We start from the raw sequence: 20,892 nt of genomic DNA on the forward strand, positions 1-20,892 counted from the left end.
CCTGCCGTTTTTTTCTCTATCTCGCCGCCTGATCCACCAGATAGAGGATGCTGTGATAGGGAATGCCGGCGTGCTGGCTGAGCCCCATTTCACAGGTGCGGCTGTTGCTGAATCCCTGACGGCAATCCCTGGGGACCTGGGCGGGCAGGCTGGCGAGGGCCGCGGCGTTGAGCTCCGGGGTCATCAGCCCCTTGTCGCCGGCAAAGCCGCAGCACTGGATATGCTCAGGCACGATCACCTCGCGGGCACAGGCGCGGGCCAGCGCCAGCATGGTCTCCCCCAGCCCCATGCGCCGGCTGCTGCAGGTGATATGGAGCATCACTGTCTCATCCAGGGGGGTCAGCTCAAGGTGGGGCAGCAGGTGTTCCAGCACAAAGGCAGAGGGCTCGAACACCCGAAGGCCCTTGCCGAGCGCCCCCGAGAGCAGTCGCTGCACGCAGGGGCTGGTGTCGAGCAGCACGGGCCAGCGCCCCTGCTCGCTTGCCTGCCACAGGGCCTCGGCCAGCTCTGTACGCTTGCCCTGTGCCACCTCGCTCATCCCCTTGCTGTCATAGGGCATGCCGCAGCAGAGCCCCTCAACTCTCACCGGCACGATGACCCGGCAGCCCGCTTTATTGAGAAGTGATTGCACCACGTCCGGCAGTGACGGGGCCTCCTCCTGCTGGCCGAATACCCGGCTCGCGCAGGACGGCAGGTAAACCACGGCGCGATCCTCTCCAATGCCCTCATTGGATCCGCCATGGCTCCCCTCCCCTTGGGGCCACCGGTAGCGGCTCGGCCCCGGCAGGGTCGGCAGCCAGGCGGGCGTGCGCTGGCCGCTCAGATGGCGAACCCCGTTCACCAGCCCTGCCAGAGCTTTTTCCCCCAGCAGCTTGCCGGCAATGGCTTTGAGGCCCAGCGCACCGCGAGCCGTGCGGGTGACGCCGGCGAAGTGATCGGCACTCCAGCGGGCGATGGGCACGAAGCGCTGGTACTTGTCTGTGCGCAGCTTCTTGATGAGCGCTCCGGTGTTGATGCCGACCGGGCAGCGATCGGCGCACAGCCCGGTGGCGGCGCAGGTCTCAATCCCCTGATAGTCAAACAGCCGGGCCAGCTGGTTGGAGGGCTCATCGGCACGAGTGCGGCGGGCCAGTTCGCGATAGAGCACGATGCGCTGGCGCGGCGACAGTGACAGGGTGCGCGAGGGGCAGACTGCCTCGCAAAAACCGCACTCGATGCACGGATCCACGATGGCATCGCTCGCCGGCATGGGCTTGAGATGGGCCAGGTGGGCCTTGGGGTCATCGTTGATGATGACGCCGGGATTGAGCAGGCCATCGGGGTCCAGCAGCGCCTTGATGCGCCGCATCAGCGCCATTCCCTCCGGCCCCCATTCCAGCTCCACATAGGGGGCCATGTTGCGGCCGGTGCCGTGCTCGGCCTTGAGGGACCCGCCAAAGCGCACGGCGACGAGTTCCGCCACCGCATCCATAAAGGCGCCGTAACGGGCCACCTGCGCCGGATCATCGAACCCCTGGGTAAAGACGAAGTGCAGGTTCCCCTCCAGCGCGTGGCCGAAGATGATGGCTTCACCGTATTCGAAGCGATCGAACAGGGCTTGCAGCCCCGCCACCCCTTCGGCCAGACGCTCGATGGGAAAGGCAACATCCTCGATGATGACGGTGGTGCCGGTGGTGCGCACCGCCCCCACCGCCGGGAAAAGCCCCTTGCGAATGGCCCAGAGCCCGGCGCTGTCGCTGGTAAAAGGCACAGAGGCGACCTGAACGAACTCGCCCGCCCTGGCCGTCACCTGCTCGCAGCGATCCACCAGCGCCTCTTTCGATTCCCCATGCACCTCCACAAGCAGGGCGCAGGCGGCCAGATCCAGGGTCTTGATAAAGTCCGGCAGACCGGGCTTGCCCGCCACCGAGCGAAGGGATCGCCCATCCATCAGCTCCACCGCCGCCACCGGCGCAGCTTTAAGGCGCGAGGTGGCCAGACAGGCCTGCTCGGCGTCCCGAAACACCAGCAGGGCCGAGGCCTTGTGGGGGTATTCGGGCACGGTATCGAGCACCACCTCGGCGATAAAGCCGAGGGTCCCCTCCGAGCCAATCATCAGGTGGGTGAGGATATCGACGGGATCCTCATGATCGAGCAGGGCGTTGATGGCGTAGCCGGTGGTGTTCTTGAGCCGGTACTTGTGGCGAATTTTGGCGGCAAGCTCAGTATTCGCCAGCACCTCGGCACGCAGGGCGGCAAGCCCCGTGAGCAGCTCCGGGCGTTTGGCAGAAAAGGCGGCGCGGCTCTGGGGATCGCCGCTCTCCAGCACGGTGCCATCGGCCAGCAGCAGGGTCATGGCGTGCAGGGTGTGATAGCTGTTGTGGGCGGTGCCGCAGCACATGCCGCTCGCGTTGTTGGCGGCGATGCCGCCGAGCTTGCAGGCGTTGATGGAGGCGGGATCCGGCCCAATCTTGCGCCCCAGGGGCGCCAGATAGCGGTTGGCATCGGCGCCGATCACCCCGGGTTGCAGGGCGATGCGCGCCCCCTCGTCCAGAATGCGGTGGCCGCGCCAGCTGTCGGTCAGGGTGATGAGTACCGAATCGCTCAGGGCCTGGCCCGAGAGGCTGGTGCCAGCGGCGCGAAAGGTGCACGGCAGGCCCAATTCGCGGCACACTCCGAGCACGAAGCGCACCTCCTCGAGGGAGTCGAGGCGCACGATGCGCTCGGGCACCAGGCGGTAGAAGCTGGCGTCCGTGCCGTGGGCCAGCCGTAAATCCGGATCGCTCACCAGCCGCTCCGGCGGAATACGCGAGAGCACGGCGGCGTCAAATTCATTCCAGCGCATCAGCAATCCTCCACCAGCACGACCAAGAGGCGGCTCGGGCCGTGGGCGCCGTAGGCCAGGGTCTGCTGGATGTCGGCGGTCTTGGAGGGGCCGGAGACCAGCAACAGGTTGGTGGGCATGGCCTGTTGCCAGCGCCCGGCCGCCACCAGCCCCGCCAGGTTGTCGGCGATGGTGGAGGCCGCCAGCAGGGCGATATGGCAGGGTGGCACAAGCGAGAGGGTGCGCGGCTCGCCGCCATCCGGCAGCAACACGAGCGTGCCGGTATCGGCGATGGCGCCCGCGCAGTGGGTGATGCCCGCCTGACAGACGTCGAACAGATCGTCCTTCCAGCTCGCGAACTCGCCTGCGGGGGTCAACACAGATCGCCCGGCGCAAGCCGCCGCGACCGCCGCCTGCCAGCGACCGCCCTGGCCACAGGCCAGATGCGTCACGCCTTCTTGATCCAACCAGGCGGCCAGATCCCGGGCCAGGTTTGCCTGTTGGACTGTGAGGATCTCGGCGTGGCTGGCGCTGATCCCGGCAACAAAGCGCTCGCGCCGTGCCTGTTCATCCTCCCCGCGCCAGGGCTGCCAGCCATGGGGGGCGTGGGCCATGGGGGTGGCGGCGCCGCGCAGGCGGCTTAATATGGCCTCTTTGCTCGACATCTCAGGACTCCTTCTTCTTCTGGCGCAGCAGGGCGTGCAGGCTCTGGGAGGCGGGTTTGGGGGCTTCGCGGCACTGGGTCCAGAGGCCCAGGTGTTTGGGCATCAAGCCCCGCAGGCGACCGGCCACCCCGGTTGCGGCGTGGTAGAGGCGCGGGTGGGTGGCGGCAAAGGCAAAGCCCTGCATGGCGAGGGTCTCGAGCCGGCTTTTGGCCGCCCCCTGCCCCGCCAGCGGTTCGTGACCGGGCTGTGCGTCGTGCTTGGCCTCCCGGCGCAGGCGCTGCAACAGGTCGGGAATGGGGATGCGCACCGGGCACACCTCGCCGCAGGCGCCGCACAGGCTCGATGCGGTCACCAGATCGCTCGTGCTCTCCAGCCCCAGCAGGTGGGGGGAGATGATTTTGCCGATGGGCCCCGGGTAGATGGTGCCGTAGGCATGGCCGCCGATGCGGGTGTAGACCGGGCAGTGGTTCATGCAGGCGCCGCAGCGGATGCACTGCAATGTCTTGCGCAGCTCTTCGTCCCGGTAAGCCTGGCTGCGGCCGTTGTCGAGCAGCACCAGGTGCACCTCATCCGGGCCGTCCAGCTCCCCTGCCCGGCGCGGGCCGCTGATGACGTTGAAGTAAGTCGTGATGGCCTGTCCGGTGGCCGAGCGGGTCAGGGCGCTGTAGAGGGGCGGCACATCGGATAGGCACTCCACCACCTTCTCGATGCCGGTGATGGCCACGTGCACTTTCGGCACCGTGGTGCACATGCGCCCGTTGCCCTCGTTCTCCACCAGACACAGGCTGCCGGTCTCGGCCACCGCAAAGTTGACGCCGGAGAGCCCCATGCCGGCGCGGCGAAACTCTTCGCGCAGGGCCCGCCGCCCGGTCTGGATCAGGGCGTCCACGTCCGTGGTGGGGGTGAAGCCTTCCAGGTTGCTTGCGAAGGTGTCGCTCACCTCCTGCTTGTTCTTGTGGATGGCGGGCATGATGATGTGGGACGGGGTGTCGCCGTCGAGCTGGACGATAAACTCTCCCATGTCGCTCTCAAGGCAGCGGATGCCGTGGCGCGCCATCTCGTGGTTGAAGCCCACCTCCTCGCTCACCATGGACTTGCCCTTGACGATGCTGCTCACCCCGTGTTGCTGGGCGATGCCGAGGATGATGGCGTTGGCCTCGGCCGGCGTCTGGGCCCAGTGCACCCGGATGCCGTTGCGCTCACAGTTGGCTTCGAGCTGCTCCAGCAGGTCCGGCAGGCGCGAGAGACAGCGCAGGCGGATTTGCTCCGCCGCATCGCGCACCGCCGCTTCTTCCTGCGGGTCGGCGAAGGCATCCCGGCGCTTGGCGCGCAGGTAATCCATGGCGCCGCGAAAATTCTGGCGCAGCACGGGGTCGGCCAGGGCCGCCTCGGCCTGGGGATGGAAGCGGCGCGGCGAATACTTGGCGTGATCAGACATGGGGCAGGGCCTCTTTGGTATGAGCCAAATCGCTAACAGCGGCGCCGTTATGAGCTATTTCGTCACTGTCGGGGCGGCTGTGGGCGAGCAGGAAGCTCGCCAGGTGGGTGGCAGGCAAGATCCTGCCCTGATAGGCCAGGGATCCCTTGATGTTCAAGAGGCACCCCCAGTCGGCGCTCACCAGGGTGTCGGCGCCGGTGGCCAGCAGGTGGCGGGTCTTGTCCTCCACCATGGCCTGGCTGATGTGGGGATGGCGCACCGAGAAGGTGCCGCCAAAGCCGCAGCACTCGCTCTCGTAGGCCTGCTCGTGCAAGGTGACGCCATCGAGCTGCCCCAACAGGCTGCGGGCCGTGGTGTGTACCTGCATCTCGCGCCGGGCCGAGCAGGAGGTGTGCATGACGATGCTCGCCTCCCCCACCCCGTGCCAGCGCACCCGGCAGACCCGGGCCAGAAACTCGGTGAGCTCGAACACCCGATCGCAAAAATCCGCCACCTCGGGGCTCTCGGGGAAGAGGCGGCGGTAGTGGTGGTGCATCATGCCGCCGCAGGAGCCCGACAGCACCACCACCGGCCAGGGCTCGGGGAAGAGCGCCATCTGGCTTTGCGCCACCTTGCGCGCCTCCTCCTCGTGACCCGAGGTGTAGGCCGGCTGCCCGCAGCAGGTCTGTTTCTCGACAAAGTGCACCCTTATCCCTTCCCGCTCGATCAGGGCGATGGCATCGAGCCCCGCCACCGGGTCGAACAGGTCCACCAGACAGGTGGCGTAGAGATAGACATCGGCCGGCTTGGCCGGGTAGACCCGCATTACCTTCATCACTTGCTCTCCTTACTTGAGCTGCAGCAGTGCGTCCGAGATGTGGAAGCTGTACATGAGCGCCAGCCCGATAAGGCCGGTGACCAGCAGGTAGTAGAGGGTCGGCAGCGCCGTCTTGCGCAGCGTCGCCCCCTCACGACCGAGCAGCCCCACGGTGGCCGAGGCCGCCACCACGTTGTGAATGGCGATCATGTTGCCCGCGGCGGCACCGACTGCCTGCAGGGCCAGCATGGCGGCGGTGGAGACCCCCAGGGTCTGGGCCACTTCAAACTGGAACTGGCTGAACATCATGTTCGATACCGTGTTGGAGCCGGCGATAAAGGCCCCCAGCGCGCCGATGGTGGCGCTGAGGGCCGGGAAGAACTCCCCCACCAGCCCGGCGGCAAAGTTGGCGGTGGTCACCGGCATGCTGGCGAGATCCGCCCCGTTGACGCCGGAGTTGATGAAGATGCGCACCATGGGCACGGTGAAAATCAGCACGAAGCCGGCGCCGATCAGGGTGCGGCTGGACTCCCCCAGCGCCCGCCCGAAGGGGGCGAGGGAGCGCGATTGCAGCCAGGTGGCGAGCAGGGCGCAGAGCACCAGCAGGCCCCCCGGCAGGTAGAGTGGCTCAATGGAGGCGCTGACCCCCTTCTCTCCCAAAAGGTCCGTGAAGGCGAGGCTCACCGACAGGAGGCTGGCCTTGAATGCCGGGCTCACCCGGCTCGCCACCAGCAGGAGCGCCAGCGCCACATAGGGGAGCCAGGCCAGCATGAGCGACATGGGGCGACCAGCGGCCTCTTTGAGATCGAGCTTCAAGGAGCCCAGCCACTCGGCGGGCCACTCGTTCTCGGGGGCGAAATCCCAGGAGTTCTTGGGCACCAGAAAACCGGCTCGCGCCGCCGTCACCACCAGGGCCAGCCCCACCAGACCGCCGATGAGGGACGGGAACTCGGGGCCGAGCAGCATGCCGGTGAAGGCATAGGGGACGGTGAAGGCGAGCCCGGCGAAAATCGCGAAGGGCAGGATGGAGAGCCCCTCGGTCCAGCTGCGGTTGCGGCCGAAGAAGCGGGTCAGCATCATCACCATCAGCACCGGCATCAGGGTGCCGACGGTGGCGTGAATGAGGGCCACGTTGGTGGTCACCTGCTGCAGGTAGATGTCCCAGCTGCTGCCACCGGCGCTCAGGGTCTGGCCGATGGCCTGGTTATCCAGCCCCTTGTTGATCCCCACCAGGATGGGGGTGCCCACCGCGCCGAACGACACCGGGGTGGACTGGATCATCATGCCGAGCAGCACGGCGGCGAGCGCCGGAAAGCCGATGGCCACCAGCAGCGGCGCGGCGATGGCGGCCGGGGTGCCAAAACCCGAGGCCCCTTCGATAAAGGCGCCGAAGCACCAGGCGATGATGATGGCCTGGATGCGCCGGTCCGGCGAGATGTTGGTAAAACCGCCGCGAATGGCGGTGATGGCGCCGGTGTGTTTCAGGGTGTTGAGCATCAGGATGGCGCCGAACACGATCCAGAGCACGGTCACCGTGATCACCAGCCCCTGCAGGGTGGAGGCGAAGACCCGGGTCGGGCTCATCTGCCAGCCCCAGAGGGCGATGAACACGGTCAATAGGAAGGCGACGGGCATGGCGCGCTTGGCGGGCCAGTTGAGGCCGACCAGCAGCACGGCGGCCACCAGGATCGGCGAGAAGGCCACCAGGGCCAGCAGGGTGTCTGTCATCATTGCGTCCTTGTCCAGAGGGGTGCAGAGGCGCACCTTGTTGTTGTTTTGTTAAGCGGACGTGACCTTACCCTGTTCCTTTTTCGCGATATATGGAAATAATGAACAACATTCGTTCCAAAAGTTGATCAATATGGCCAGTACCGACGACCTCATCCTCTTCGCCCAGGTGGTGGAGGCCGGATCCTTCAGCAAGGTAGCTGAACAAAATTCCCTGACAAATTCAGTGGTTAGCAAGCGGATCGGGCGTCTTGAAGAGGAGCTCGGGGTCCAGCTCCTCTATCGCACCACCCGCCGGCTCACCCTGAGCGAGGCGGGCAAGGCGCTCTATCAAGGTGCCAAAAATGTGAAGGCCGCCGCACTGGACGCCTTCGACGCGGTGGCGGGATTTGGTGAAAAGGTGAGCGGTCATGTGCGGATGTCGGTGCCCACCATCTCCGGCGAGCTCTTGCTCGCCGATGCGGTGGCCGATTTTTGCCAGCAGCACCCGGGGCTCACGGTGGAGATGTCGCTGGACAACCGCTTCGTCAACCTGGTGGAAGAGGGGTTCGATCTGGTCATTCGCACCGGCTATCTGGATGACTCGAGCCTGATTGCCCGCCACATTCTCGACTCCCAGTGGGTCATCTGCGCCGCCCCCGCCTATGTGCGCCGCTTCGGGGCACCGCGCGAGCCGTCGGATTTGCTCACCCACAACTGCCTGCGCTACGCCTACCAGAGCACGGGGGCCTCGGAGTGGGCCTTCAAGGGGGAAGAGGGCAACTATCTGGTGTCGGTGTCGGGGAGCTTTTCAACCGACAACGCCGGGGCCCTGCGCAAGGCGGCGCTGGGGGGGCGCGGCATCGTCTATGTACCGCGCTGTCTGGTCTATCACGACCTGATGCAGGGGGATCTGGTGGACCTGTTTCCCGACCGGGTGGGCAAGAAGCTCGGCATCTACGCCGTCTACCCCTTCACCCGCCAGCCGCCGCGCAAGATAAGGCTGCTCATCGAACACATCCGCCAGCGCTATCTGGAGATTGGCCACTACTTCCTCTGAGGCCCTTGTCGGGCCTCAGAGGGCGGATGACGCCGCCTGACGGGAGAGAAACGCCAGGGACTGGCGGTTGAAGTGATCCGGCTGCTCCACGTTGCAGACGTGGCCGCACTTTTCGATGATTTCGAGGCGGCTGTAAGGGTCGCGGGCCACCTGCTCACGCACCGGGGCGAGGAACATGTGATCCTCCTCCCCCATCACGTAGAGGGTGGGAATGGGCAGGGCCCGCTCGCGAAAGTAGCGCATCAGGGGGTTCACCTCGGTGGCGAGACGGAACCAGCGCTTGAACTCCTTCTGGCAGAGCTTGCGAGCCTCGCGCACGAAGAGGTTGCGGGACTCCTGATGGTGCTGGCGCGGCATGATGATGAAGGCGAACAGGCGGTAGAGCCACATGTAGGGCAGGAAGTGCTGGCCGAGGCGACCAAGCTGCACCAGCACCCGGGAGCGGATGTCGAGACGCAGGATGGCGCCGCCGAGCACCATGCTCTTGACCCGCTCGGGGCGAAGCTCCGCCAGGTGGCGGATGAGGATGGTGCCAAGGGAGATGCCGACAAAATGGGCGTGGGGGATGCGCAGGTGATCCAGCAGGCGCAGGATGTCCTCGGTCACGGCCCGAAAGCTGTAGTGCCCCTTTACCACCTGCTGCAGCTGGTTGGACTGGCCGTGGCCGCGAAGGTCCAGCAGCAGCACGTTGAAGTGCTCCCGGTAGGCCCGCAACTGCTTGAACCAGATGGAGGAGCTGCCGCCCGCACCGTGCACGAACACCACCCAATCCCGATCGGGACCCAGTTCAAAGGTCTTGTGGTACAACATCTCATGGGCTCCCGGGGTGATGGGGGGTATACTCGGCGCGCATATTAACAGAAGGCTCACCCCGGTGAACATGCTTCCACCATGATCGGACCAGCCTGGAGTCCCCATGACCCTCGTTCAATTGCGTGAATTTTTGCTCAGCCAGCCCGGCGCCACCGAGGACACCCCCTTCGGCCCGGAGATCCTGGTCTACCGCATCGCCGGCAAGATGTTTGCCCTGGTGGACTGGCAGGCGGAGCCCCTCTCCATCAACCTGAAGTGCGAACCCGAACTCGCCCTGCTGCTGCGGGAGATCCACCCCGAGGTGAAACCGGGCTGGCACATGAACAAGCAGCACTGGAACACGGTGACCCTGAGTGAAGGCCTGTCTGACGATCTTTGGCAGGGCTGGGTAGTCCACTCCTATGAGCGGGTGGTGGCGGGTCTGCCCAGGGCGAAGCGGCCCCAGGCCCCCCGCGCGACCATCAGGGAGGGTTGACCCATGCCGTCTCCTTCTTCTCCTCGCATCGTCCCCCTCGAGGAGGCGCACATACCAAGGCTGCTGGATCTGTTCGAGCAGTCGGTACGCCGCCTGGGGCCTGCACACTACAGCCCGGAGCAGGTGGAGCAGTGGGCCAGGGGCGCCCATCACCCGGGGCTTGCCAGCCAGTTGCGCGAGCACCATGGCTGGGTCATCGAGCAAGACGATGTGCCCCTTGGCTTTGCCACCCTGAGCGATGACGGTCATCTCAGCCTGCTCTACGTGAGCGCGGATCATCCGCGCCAGGGGCTCGGCACCCTGCTGCTGGAGCGGGTGCTGGCAGCCGCCAGCCAGATGGGGCTTGGCAGCCTCACCACGGAGGCGAGCGCCTTCAGCCTCGCTCTCTTCCTGCGTCACGGCTTCCTGCTGACCGGATTGGAGACGGTGGAGCGCGGCGGTGTCCAATTTATCCGCCATCGGCTCCACTGCCGCTTGCCATGACGGGTTCAGCCACTAAAATACGCACCATTTCCCCAAGGCAATGAAGAAAGGGCAGCCATCATGGTGGTAGAGAGCGACGGTTACATTGCGCTGATCGAGTATCTGGTAGAGAGTCTGGGTCTGTTCGAGAGCCAGCAACAGGGCGGCGGCGCCCAGACCATCGAGGATCTGGTGAGCAGCCGGGTGGCCGACAACCTGATGGCCATCTGCGAGCAGAACCCCCAGCTCGACCCCAAGGTGCGCTTCCTGATCATGCAGGAGGCCGATGCCGTGGTCGCCGATCTGGAAGAGGTGCTCTCCGCCGTCTGGTTGTCCGCCCCCAGCGAAGCCCAACAAGCCTTCCTCATCGAGTTCATCGACCTCATCAAGAACCTGTTCGACAACACCATCAGCTGACCCCAGCCCCTGCCGTGACGGCAAGGGGACGAGATGCAATGAGGCGAGGAGTGAGGCGGGACGCCCAATGAAAAGGGCCGCCTCATCGGGCAGCCCTGCTTGCTAGCATTGTCAATTCATCGCGCTTGTCAGAGTAATGAATTTCGGGGCAAAAAAATGTGTCTGGTCTTGGCAACCATCCGTGGTCGCTACCCTGTTGGTCAGCCAGGGTTCAGTTTAGTTCCCCACCTGACGCATTTTTTTCAATTATTTTTCATCACAATGACACGGGGGCCTGATGGCCCCCGTGGTATGCAATGACGCCTCAGCGATTCAGGCTGGGAGGCAGGCAGACGCCAATGCCCCCCAGGCCGCAATACCCCTCGGGATTCTTCTCCAGATATTGCTGGTGATAATCCTCGGCATAGTAGAAGGGGGCCAGCGGCAGGATGCGGGTGGTGATGGTGCGCCCGTCACCGCTCGCCGTCATGGCCTGCTGGTAGGCGGCCAGGCTCTGCTGGGCAATCGCCTCCTGGGTGTCGTCCCCGACGAAGATGACGGAGCGATACTGGGTGCCGATGTCGCCACCCTGGCGCATCCCCTGGGCCGGATCATGGTGTTCCCAAAACAGCTTGACGAGATCCCCGTAGCTGATGACCTTGGGATCGAACACCACCTGCACCGTCTCGGCGTGGCCGGTCAGGCCGCTGCACACCTCCTTGTAGGTGGGATTGGGGGTCAGCCCCCCCTGATACCCGGCGGCGGTGGAATAGACCCCGGGCTGCTGCCAGAACAGACGCTCCACCCCCCAGAAACAGCCCATGCCGAACCAGGCAAGCTCCATCCCCTCGGGCCAGGGTCCCTGGGTCGGGTGACCGTTTACTGCGTGCACCTGGCCAATCTCCAGTGCTTCCCGCCGTCCCGGCAGCGCCTCTGCCGGTGAAATAATCTGCTCCATATGCCCTGTCCTTGTATAAAACCCCGCGCAATGCGGCTGACGAAAAGGAACACCGAAGATATCAGGTTATTAGCCCGGATCAACCAGGGAGCGGCCCCCGGGGCGACCCTCCCGTCCTCGCCAGCGTCTTCCCCTCCCCGCACGCACTGGTCAAAATGGCGACAAAAAAACATCAAGTCGATATTTAGTCTTGATTTGTGAATTTATTTTCATATATTGGGCGAATTGCTGCTTTTTTATGGAATGAAACACGTGCGTGAACGCGAACCCAGCCTGGTCCATGCCTTTCGGCAATCCACCCCCTATGTCAATGTGCACCGGGGTGCCACCTTCGTCCTGATGATCGGCGGGGAAGCCATTTGTCACCCCAATTTCGCCAACATCGTCAGCGACATCGCCCTGCTGCAGACCTTGGGGATCCGCCTGGTACTGGTGTTTGGTTCGCGTCCGCAAAATGACGAGGCCCTGGCCCGTGCCGGCATCCAGGCCCAGTATCACAAGCGGATCCGGGTCACCGACGATGCCAGTTTCGCCATCATCAAGCAGGTGTGCGGCGGTCTGCAATACGACATCACCGCCCAGCTCTCCATGGGCCTCGCCAACACCCCCATGCAGGGGGCCCGCATCAGCGTGGTGAGCGGCAACTTCGTCACCGCCCAGCCGCTGGGTGTGGATGACGGCATCGACTTCTGCCACAGCGGCCGGGTGCGTCGCATCGATGTGGAGGGGATCACCCGCCAGCTGGATCAGCACGGCCTGGTGCTCATCTCCCCCATCGGCTGCTCGGTCACCGGCGAGAGTTTCAACCTGAGCTCGGAAGAGGTGGCCCGCCGGGTGGCGGTGGATCTCAAAGCCGACAAGCTCATCTGCTTTAGCAGCACCCAGGGGGTCATGGACAGGCACGGGGAAGCCATCTCCGAGCTCTTCCCCGAGCAGGCCGAAGAGCTGCTGGTGGCGCTGGAGCAGGCGGGGGAAGAGATGTCAGGCACCGCCCGCTACCTGCGCGCGGCCATCGCCTCCTGCCGGGGTGGCGTGCCCCGCTCCCACCTGGTGAGCTATCAGGACGACGGCGCCATGCTGCAGGAGCTGTTCAGCCGCGAGGGGCTGGGTACCCAGATCGTGCGCGAAAGCGCCGAGCGGGCGAGGGCCGCCACCATTGAGGACATCGGCGGCATCCTGGATCTCATCCGTCCGCTGGAGGAGGAAGGGATCCTGGTGCGCCGCTCCCGGGAGCAGCTGGAGATGGAGATAGACAAGTTCACTATCATCGAGCGGGACGGCCTCATCATCGGCTGTGCGGCGCTCTATTGTTTCATGGAAGAAGCCATGGCCGAGATGGCCTGCGTCGCCATCCACCCGGAGTATCGCAACTCCAACCGGGGGGACACCCTGATCGCCAAGGTGGCCGAGCGGGCCAAGCGGCTCGGCATCCGTCGCCTGTTCGTGCTCACCACCCGCTCCATCCACTGGTTCCGGGAGCGGGGTTTCGATCCCCTGGAAGTCGAAGATCTGCCGGTGGAGCGCCAGCGCTTCTACAACTGGCAGCGTCGCTCCAAGGTTTTGTCCAAGACCATTTCGTAACTGATTGATCTTGTGCCTGGTTACCGTCAATTTTGTTCTTTTTTACGAACTCGATTGACAGTGCAATCCAGACCAAGGTATTTGTACATGCACGCCACCTGTCACAGGTGGCACCAGAAGAGGAGCGCTGCCCAGGCAGCCCAAGGGAGGACACCAGTGTCCGGTGAACTTGGGTCAGGGGGAGCAGCGCCGAGACGAGGCGAGTGACTGGACACCGCCACGTCGGCTGCGGGGGCTGAATCCCCCGGGTTGTCATCGGTAGTGGTCATCCCACACCGCGCCCCACCTGGGGCCGGTACGGGATGGGCTCTGCAGGTGGAGTGCTTCTGGCCGGGATCCTCGCGTTTTCCTGCCATTTTTTGCCTCCTCCTCTCTATTTGCCCGATGAAACCGGATTTTCACCTTGAGACAGGAGTATGCAATGAACCCGATCAATGTCGCCAAGTTTGGCGGAACCAGCGTCGCCAATGCCGCGGCCATGAACCACTGCGCCGACGTGGTGCTGGCCAATCCGGCGACCCGGGTGGTGGTGCTGAGCGCCAGCGCCGGCGTCACCAACCTGCTGGTGAGCCTGGCTCAGGGTGAACTGGACGAAGCCGGACAGGATGCCCAGCTTGCCAGGCTTGCCGACATCCAGCTGGCCATTCTGGCCGCCCTTGGCAACCCGAGCGACGTGAGCGCCCTCATCCATGCCCAGCTCGGCGACATTCGCACCATGGCCCGTCAGGCCAGTCAGCACACCGACGCCGAACTCGCCGATCGCCTCATCGCCTGCGGCGAGCTGATGTCCACCCGTCTCTTTACCGAACTCCTGCACCAGCGCGGGGTCAAGGCCCAGTGGCAGGATGCGCGCCAGCTGCTGCGCACCGACAGCCGCTTTGGCAAGGCCACCGTGGATCTCGCGGCGACCCGCGCCCTCTGCCAGCAGGCGGTGGGCCCGTTGCTGGGTGACAGCCTGGTCATCACCCAGGGCTTCATCGGTGCCGACGGCGATGGTCGCACCACCACCCTCGGCCGTGGCGGCTCCGACTACAGTGCGGCCCTCTTGGCCGAGGCACTGGACGCAGGCAGCATCGAGATCTGGACCGACGTGCCCGGCATCTACACCACGGATCCCCGCCTGGTCACCCGCGCCCGCCCCATCCCCGAAATCAGCTTCGTGGAGGCGGCGGAGATGGCCACCTTCGGCGCCAAGGTGCTGCACCCGGCCACCCTGCAACCCGCGCTGCGCCAGGACATCCCGGTGTTCGTGGGCTCCGCCAAGGATCCCGCCGCCGGTGGCACCTGGATCCGCGCCACCACCCGCAGCAACCCGCTGTTCCGGGCCGTGGCTCTGCGCCGCCAGCAGGTGCTGGTGACCCTGCACAGCCTCAACATGTTCCACGCCTACGGCTTCCTGGCCGAGGTGTTCGGCATCCTGGCCCGTCACCGCATCTCGGTGGATCTCATCACCACCTCCGAGGTGAGCGTCTCCCTGACCCTGGATCACACCGGCAGCCAGAGCAACGGCGAACCCATCCTGAACGACAAGGTGCTGGCGGAGCTCGGCCAGCTGTGCAAGGTGGAAGTGGAGACCGGTTTCGCCCTGGTGGCGCTCATCGGCAACCGCATGAGCGAGGCGGCCGGGGTGGGCAGCCAGGTGTTCGACGCCATCCGCGAGCACAACATCCGGATGATCTGCTACGGCGCCAGCGCCCACAACCTCTGCTTCCTGGTGAAGGAGAGCGAGGCGGGCCACATCGTCAACTGCCTGCACCGGGAACTGCTCGACTGAGTCGCCCCGGCGCTGGCATACCACAAGCCTCGTCCGCCCCATCACCCGGGGCGGCCTTCCCCACTCAGCAAAGAGGGGCGCCGCGGCGCCCCTCTTGTCACTCTTCTTTCACCATCAGCTGGTGACCAGGGTGGCCCGGGTGGGCAGCAGATTGGCCCGGATCTGCTCGCGCAGCCCTCCCAGCCGTTGCAGCAACCCGGCCTGACCGAGCCCCGCTTCGTCAGGGGCCAGATTGTCCACCAGGGCCGGGAAGTGCTCCCGTACCGCCTGCTCCAGCCAGTCGAGACGGCGCAGGGTGAGCGGGCCGCAGCTCTTGCCGCTGAGGTCGTCCAGGATGTCGAGCCGATGGCTGCGGTACATGTCGCGCCACCAGTTGGCCGCCAGCGCCTCGTCGCTTGCCAGCGCCGCACTCCACTCCCCCACCAGTCCCTGCATCCGCGCCAGCACGGGGGCGCTCGCCCCCTCCCGCGACAGGTATTGCAGCTCTCCCCTGGCCCAGGCGAGGCAGAGCTCGCGCCAGCGGCGAAACAGCGGCAAGGGATCCGCCTCGTCCAGCCAGAGCCCGGAGAGGGTGCGGGTTTCCAGCCGCTCAGGCACGTGGAAGTCGGGATCGGTGAGGCCGTTGGAATTGAACTCGTGCAGGGGATCGAAGGGCCACATGTAGCCAAAATCGAACACCGAGATATGCTGGCCGTCATCCAGCAGGTTGCCCGGGCTCGGATCCCAGTCAAACCAGCCCCAGCGGGCCAGCTCCGCCTCCACCGCCAGCATCTGCGCCAGGTTGCGCTCGCAGAGCGTGCGCACCGGCTCCCCCCGCAGCCAGGGGGAGACCAGCACCCCGGCCCGGGCGGAGCCGAAACTGGTACAGACCACGTTGGAGAGGATGGTGGGGTGCAGCTCCCGCAGGCTCTCTATCTCCCGACGCCGCTCCAGCTCGGTGAGAAAGGCGGTCTTGCCGTCCACATTGGCCACCAGAGAGTCCTGGCGGCAGCGTTTCAGGCACCAGTGGTGCCCCTCCACCTTGAGATGGAACACCTCGGCGGTGAGCCCGTGACCGTAGACCTTGACGACGTCCGGGTGATCCTCGGTCAGCCGGACGAGCTGGGGCAGCGGCAGGGGGCAGTCCCGCTCCCGCCCGATCCGGATCTCTTCTTTGCTCTCCAGCATCTGGAGCAATCTGGCCTGACGCGCCGCAACTTTGGGATTCATACATGTACCTCCAACCGTTACTGAGAGACTAAACAGCGCCCCCCTCCCAGACCAGCGGCAAAGGCTCATGATGACGCTTTCATCACAGAATGAGTGCCCCTGGCGGATCGGGATCACAAATTGCTTCACAGTGCTCATCACGGAATATTCATCTTGTTGTCATTAAATTGACATCAAGGAACAAGCCACGCACCATCGGGTCAAAATAGAGGCAGTCGTCGCTGCCATGACCGCTCCAAGGATGAGCCCTTATGAATGCCCCCGTCACCGGCCACCGCCCCGCCTCCCAGCCCCTGGCCGGGCTGTTGCTGGGTCTGCTGACCGCCCTGCTGCTGCTGACCCTCGCCCTGCCGCTGCTCAACCCCGTCAGCTGGCTCGGGCGTGCCGCCCCCCTCATTCTGGGCCCGGCGGATCAGCCCATCGCGACCCTCCATCGCTACAGCCTGCTCTACAAAAGTGACAACCGGGGCTTCTATCTGGTGGTGCGCAGCCAGTGGCAACTGCTCAAACCCCTGCAGGAGGGGGACAAGGTGCGGGTGGAGCTGCTCAACGACAAAGGGGTGCGCATCGATCAGCTGAGCCAGGCGGTGGACAAGCGCCAGAAGTGCCGCAAGGAGCGCTGCACCCTGAGCCTCAACAGCGCCCTGCGCGCCCCCGACGACGCCCTGGACAGCCGCTACCAGCTGCGCATCGGGCTGCTGCTGGCAGACAGGCCGGAGAGCGCCGAATACAGCCAGATCCTCCAGACCCTGCCGGAGCGCGGTTTCAACCTCCTCTACCTGATGACCAGCCTGCTGCTGGTGTTGCTGGTGAGCGCCGCCGTGCTCAAGGCCCTGCTGCCGAGGCTGCGCCGAAGCTACCGCGCCCGGGTGGCAGGCAGCCTGCTGCTTGGCAACCTCACCTTCGTGCTGCTGCACGGCTTCGTGGTGTTCAAGCTGGGGGAATTCCTGTTCTGGTCGGGCTTTCGGCCCGAGCACTACTACCTCGCCTGGGGCAGCATGGTGCTGGGCTGGAGCCTCTGCGCCCTCGCAGGCTTCAGCCTCTATATGGGGCTGCTCTTCACCGCCCTCTCGGGCATCGGGCTGCTCGCCAACTTCATGAAGATCGCCATCTACGGGGTGCCGCTGGGGGGGGACGATCTGGGCAACCTGCTGGCCCTGCTGCACATCCTGCTCGATCAGCACCCTGTGGTGCCGGTGCTCGTCGTGCTGGGGCTCCTTTTTCTGGTGTGGCGCTTCGCCCTCTCCCGCTGGATCCTGCGGGGCTTGCTGCGCACCACCGCCGCCACCGCCGCCTTCTTCGCCCTCTGCGTGTTCGCCACCCAGACCGGCAACAAGCTGCTCGGGGCCAACATCCGCTACGTGGACAGGGCGGTGAACTACCACAGGGACATCATCCGCGCCGGCCCAGGCCTCTACCTGTTCAACCTGGTGGACGAGATGCTGCAAAGCGGCAACGTGTTTCGCTACCCCTTGCAGATCAACGAGCGCACCCCGGAGCTGAGCCTGCCCGCCCAGCCCAGGGCTCCCCGCTTCGATCTGGTGATCGTGCTGCAATACGAGTCACTCTGGCTTGACTGGCAGGGCCGTCTCTGCGCCCCCGCCCCCACCTTGAGCCTGCCCGCCAGCGTGGCCCAATGGCGCAAGACCATCCACTCCCCCACCACGGGGGGCATGACGGTACTGGCAGAGTTCGAGATGAACACCGGCCTGCCGGTGGGCCTGCTCAAACAGGGGGTGGTGCCCTACTACTACCTCACGGACAAGGTGCCCGGCCTTGCGCGCAGTGCAGCCCAGAGCGGCTACCAGACCCTGTTCGCCCACCCCTATGTGGAGAAGTTCTGGGGCCGCGCCAAGGCGATCCCGGCCCTCGGGTATCAGGAGCGCTGGTTCGATACCCGCTTCACCGCCCTCGAGCACAAGGGGCTCTACATCTCCGACGATGCCCTCATCGATCACCTACTCAAGCGCAGCAACCAGGACGATCAGCCCCTGTTCGCCTACGCGGTCACCATGCAGGGGCACGGCCCCTTCGACGGGGATCGCTACCGGGCCCAGCAGCGCAGCGGCGCCTGCCCGGATCAGAGCCCGGCGGATACCCAGTTGCTCAACACCTACTACACCGGGGTGGTGGATGCCATGGCCTCCCTGGAGCGGCTGCTCAAGACCCTGGACAACTCCGGCAAGCGCTACCTGGTGGTGGCCTTCGGGGACCACCAGCCCTTCCTGATGTCGGCCGGCAAGGGCATCCACGGCGCCAAACCGCCACGGGATGCCAGCTACCAGATCCCCATGATGGCCTTCACCCGGGCCGGGGACGGGCTGGATCTCGCCCGCCAGTTCGACCCGGTGCGCCAGCTCTACCAGATGGGCCAGGCCACAAGGCAGCTGCTGGCGGGGGACCTCACCCCTATCCGGGACCAACCCCTGCTCCACCCGGTGCTCGGGGAGGAGAAAGGCTTCGACCCCTCCCCCCTGGTGCCGCAGATCCGCGCCAGCTTCCGGCCCGATGCATTGCCCTGATCGATTGAGACACGAGGGACACAGATCCTTGCAACACCTTCCGGCCCGATGCCCTGCCCTAATCCGCAGCGAACTAGCAGACGACAAAGAGGTCGCCCGGGCGGCCTCTTTTTATGGGCGGGATGCGAGTACAGTGCCGCCTGCACCTCGCCATGTTCGTCCTGATCTGGGCTTTCGACCCCTGACAGGCTATTTTTTGTTTAGATATATCAAACGATAACTCATTATCGAATAGTAAAATTGAACAACTTTGCCGACCTTCAGGCCCTGTGCCCCCCCATGTTCCCGCACCTTCTCCGGGCCGGGCCATTTTCTCCCTCATTCCCGGCCAGCCCAGAACCATCGGGGCATTCGATACGTTCAGGCCTTGAGCCCCACTCACTTGCACCCACCTTTGCGCGCCACACCCAACAAAAAGCCGACCTCGGGGTCGGCTTGTGACGGGGCGTTTGGCCATGCAGGGCCGGGCACTGGCGGGCTAGATCACCACGGCGGTGCCGCTGATGCTGACCATCAGCATGCTGCCGTTCTGGCCCACCACCTCGTAGTCGATGTCGATGCCCACCACGGCGTTGGCCCCCAGCGCCTGGGCACGCTCCTTGAGCTCCTCGAAGGCGATCTCCCGGGCCCGGGCCAGCTCTTTTTCGTAGGCGCCGGAGCGACCGCCGATGATGTCGCGGATGCCGGCGAACAGATCCTTGAAGATGTTGGCGCCGAGGATGGCTTCGCCCACGACGATGCCGCGGTACTCGCGAATGGTCTTGCCTTCCAGGGTGGGGGTGGTTGAGAGGATCATGAGGTCTCCTGTGAGTTGGGCTGAGTGCGCGAAGCACCGTTGCCGTCATGGTAGCAAGGCGCTGGCCAAAGCATAAGCCCGGCGTGGCGGGGCGCCCCGTGCATCGTGCCCGCCACGCTCATCAAGGTGCCATCTATACTGCCTGTGTCGTGCCACTTTCCCCGGGAATGCAAGGATGGGCACCGACGCTGGGGAGAGGGCTTCTCAGCCACGATGAAAGAGGGACCTTGATGAAACGGACACTGCTGCTGTTGCCCCTGACCGCCATGTTGAACGCCCCCGCCGAGGGGGCCGGTCTCTACCTGTACGAAACCGGCACCAATGATCTCGGCCTGGCCGCCGCCGGCATGGCCGCCAGGGCCCAGGATGCCACCGTGCAACTGGTGAACCCCGCCGGACTGACCCGGCTGGAGGGGCGCCACCTCACCCTCGGCGGGCAACTGCTCTACGGGGACCTGCCCTACGATCTGGACGATCCCGCGAAGGGGGATGTCGATACCGTCGTCGGCTGGTTCCCCGCGGCCTCCGCCTACTACAGCCAGCAGCTCGATGATCGCTGGTCGGCGGGCCTCGCGCTCTATGGCAACTTCGGGCTGGGGCTCGATTTTGGCGACTGGGCTGGCAAGCAGCTCATCAAAAAGGCCACCCTGATCGGCCTCACCCTGCAACCATCCATCGCCTATCGTCTCGACGAGCACTGGTCGCTCGGGGCCGGGGTCGGCATCAACTACGGCCTGTTCTCCCTCACCCGGGAGGGCAGTGGCGGGGAGCAGAAGCAGGACGACGGAGACTGGGCCCTCAATGCCAAGCTGGGGCTCCTCTATGAGCACAATCCAGAGACCCGATTCGGGCTCGGCTATGCCAGCGAGGTGACCTACCACTTCGCCATCGACCGCACCATCACCTTCTCGCGCCCCAACCTGCCCGGCATCAACGCCACCCTGCCCCTGTCCGGCATGGTCAACAGCCCCCAGCAGCTGATGGTGAGCGCCTTTCATACTCTGGCCCACGACTGGGCCATCATGGGCAATCTGGGGTGGCAGGACTGGAGCCGCTACAACGACAACGAGGTCACCATCTTTGACCGCACCGCCCCGCAGAAGGGGCTCTATCAGGACAGTTACCACCTGGCGCTCGGGCTCCAGCACGCGCTGACGCCCCAATGGACCCTCAATGGCGGCGTGGCGTACGACACCAGTGCCTACCGGGATCAAGATCACACCTCCCTCACGGCGCCAAGCGGCAGCGCGTTGCGGCTCGGCACCGGTGTCACCTATGCGCTCACCCCTCAGGAGACCCTGGGAGCCGGGTTTGAGTACATCCACATGGAGAGCGCCAGCGTCGATGAGCGGGATCTCTCGGGCCGCTACCCCACCCCGGCCCTCTACTTCTTCGCCCTCAACTACGGCAGACGTTTCTAGCGTCGCCCCGCGTCGG

17 protein-coding genes and 1 riboswitch are annotated in these 20,892 nt (G+C 65.2%); of the genes, 8 read left to right on the forward strand and 9 right to left on the reverse strand.

Translation table 11 applies throughout. The features are described 5' to 3' along the window. Positions 1-16: 16 nt before the first annotated feature. Genes AB5Y80_RS19345 through AB5Y80_RS19365 form a run of 5 tightly spaced genes read right to left on the reverse strand, consistent with a single transcriptional unit; the run spans position 17 to position 7,430 of the window. Positions 17-2,824: an FAD-binding and (Fe-S)-binding domain-containing protein gene (locus AB5Y80_RS19345; RefSeq protein WP_368173396.1), complete on the reverse strand. Its 2,808-nt coding sequence runs from the start codon at positions 2,822-2,824 to the stop codon at positions 17-19. Next, a complete protein-coding gene (locus AB5Y80_RS19350; protein ID WP_324063098.1) occupies positions 2,824-3,468 on the reverse strand; it encodes an LUD domain-containing protein in 645 nt (214 codons plus the stop codon). Before AB5Y80_RS19350 ends, AB5Y80_RS19345 begins: the two co-directional genes overlap by 1 nt. Before the next feature lies 1 nt (position 3,469). Beyond that, entirely contained in the window at positions 3,470-4,906 is a 1,437-nt protein-coding gene (locus AB5Y80_RS19355; protein ID WP_368173397.1) for a LutB/LldF family L-lactate oxidation iron-sulfur protein, read from the reverse strand. Next, the gene (locus AB5Y80_RS19360) at positions 4,899-5,720 is read right to left on the reverse strand and encodes a (Fe-S)-binding protein (protein ID WP_368173413.1); all 822 of its coding nucleotides are present in this window, start codon (positions 5,718-5,720) and stop codon (positions 4,899-4,901) included. Before AB5Y80_RS19360 ends, AB5Y80_RS19355 begins: the two co-directional genes overlap by 8 nt. A gap of 12 nt (positions 5,721-5,732) precedes the next feature. After that, entirely contained in the window at positions 5,733-7,430 is a 1,698-nt protein-coding gene (locus AB5Y80_RS19365; RefSeq protein WP_324032393.1) for an L-lactate permease, read from the reverse strand. Between the two features lie 61 nt (positions 7,431-7,491). Between AB5Y80_RS19365 and AB5Y80_RS19370 the strand changes: the two genes are divergently transcribed. After that, positions 7,492-8,469, forward strand: a complete 978-nt coding sequence (locus AB5Y80_RS19370) for a LysR family transcriptional regulator (RefSeq protein ID WP_080944316.1) — start codon at positions 7,492-7,494, stop codon at positions 8,467-8,469. Between the two features lie 15 nt (positions 8,470-8,484). Here AB5Y80_RS19370 and AB5Y80_RS19375 read toward each other — a convergent pair whose 3' ends face one another. Then, positions 8,485-9,279, reverse strand: coding sequence for an alpha/beta fold hydrolase (locus tag AB5Y80_RS19375; RefSeq protein ID WP_010674369.1), 795 nt, complete (start codon positions 9,277-9,279; stop codon positions 8,485-8,487). Positions 9,280-9,385: 106 nt separating this feature from the next. Here AB5Y80_RS19375 and AB5Y80_RS19380 point away from each other — a divergent pair, with 106 nt between their 5' ends. Genes AB5Y80_RS19380 through AB5Y80_RS19390 form a run of 3 tightly spaced genes read left to right on the forward strand, consistent with a single transcriptional unit; the run spans position 9,386 to position 10,636 of the window. Continuing rightward, positions 9,386-9,757: an MmcQ/YjbR family DNA-binding protein gene (locus tag AB5Y80_RS19380; protein ID WP_042883097.1), complete on the forward strand. Its 372-nt coding sequence runs from the start codon at positions 9,386-9,388 to the stop codon at positions 9,755-9,757. A gap of 3 nt (positions 9,758-9,760) precedes the next feature. Continuing rightward, entirely contained in the window at positions 9,761-10,240 is a 480-nt protein-coding gene (locus AB5Y80_RS19385) for a GNAT family N-acetyltransferase (RefSeq protein ID WP_041215401.1), read from the forward strand. 60 nt (positions 10,241-10,300) lie between these two features. Continuing rightward, positions 10,301-10,636, forward strand: a complete 336-nt coding sequence (locus tag AB5Y80_RS19390) for a DUF3802 family protein (protein WP_202042689.1) — start codon at positions 10,301-10,303, stop codon at positions 10,634-10,636. 304 nt (positions 10,637-10,940) lie between these two features. Here the strand turns inward: AB5Y80_RS19390 and msrA are convergent, their stop codons facing one another. Then, complete coding sequence (gene msrA, locus AB5Y80_RS19395) at positions 10,941-11,573, reverse strand: peptide-methionine (S)-S-oxide reductase MsrA (RefSeq protein WP_010674365.1); 633 nt, start codon at positions 11,571-11,573, stop codon at positions 10,941-10,943. A 252-nt stretch (positions 11,574-11,825) separates the two neighbouring features. Here msrA and argA point away from each other — a divergent pair, with 252 nt between their 5' ends. Continuing rightward, positions 11,826-13,154, forward strand: coding sequence for an amino-acid N-acetyltransferase (gene argA, locus AB5Y80_RS19400; RefSeq protein ID WP_041215931.1), 1,329 nt, complete (start codon positions 11,826-11,828; stop codon positions 13,152-13,154). A gap of 109 nt (positions 13,155-13,263) precedes the next feature. Further along, positions 13,264-13,488: riboswitch (Lysine riboswitch) on the forward strand. A gap of 87 nt (positions 13,489-13,575) precedes the next feature. Next, the gene (lysC, locus tag AB5Y80_RS19405; protein WP_368173398.1) at positions 13,576-14,928 is read left to right on the forward strand and encodes a lysine-sensitive aspartokinase 3; all 1,353 of its coding nucleotides are present in this window, start codon (positions 13,576-13,578) and stop codon (positions 14,926-14,928) included. Between the two features lie 114 nt (positions 14,929-15,042). On the opposite strand, the gene AB5Y80_RS19410 is transcribed toward lysC, so the two are convergent. Next, a complete protein-coding gene (locus AB5Y80_RS19410; RefSeq protein WP_010674362.1) occupies positions 15,043-16,137 on the reverse strand; it encodes a hypothetical protein in 1,095 nt (364 codons plus the stop codon). A 251-nt stretch (positions 16,138-16,388) separates the two neighbouring features. On the opposite strand from AB5Y80_RS19410, the gene AB5Y80_RS19415 reads away from it, so the two are divergent. Continuing rightward, positions 16,389-18,659: an LTA synthase family protein gene (locus tag AB5Y80_RS19415; protein WP_368173399.1), complete on the forward strand. Its 2,271-nt coding sequence runs from the start codon at positions 16,389-16,391 to the stop codon at positions 18,657-18,659. A gap of 478 nt (positions 18,660-19,137) precedes the next feature. Here AB5Y80_RS19415 and AB5Y80_RS19420 read toward each other — a convergent pair whose 3' ends face one another. Further along, the gene (locus AB5Y80_RS19420; protein WP_010674360.1) at positions 19,138-19,455 is read right to left on the reverse strand and encodes a heavy metal-binding domain-containing protein; all 318 of its coding nucleotides are present in this window, start codon (positions 19,453-19,455) and stop codon (positions 19,138-19,140) included. Positions 19,456-19,685: 230 nt separating this feature from the next. On the opposite strand from AB5Y80_RS19420, the gene AB5Y80_RS19425 reads away from it, so the two are divergent. Beyond that, complete coding sequence (locus AB5Y80_RS19425) at positions 19,686-20,876, forward strand: OmpP1/FadL family transporter (protein WP_368173400.1); 1,191 nt, start codon at positions 19,686-19,688, stop codon at positions 20,874-20,876. The last annotated feature ends 16 nt before the right edge of the window (positions 20,877-20,892 follow it).

Origin of the sequence: Aeromonas sp. R2-1, assembly GCF_040908425.1 — a bacterium.
In the GTDB taxonomy this organism is placed as follows: domain Bacteria; phylum Pseudomonadota; class Gammaproteobacteria; order Enterobacterales; family Aeromonadaceae; genus Aeromonas; species Aeromonas caviae.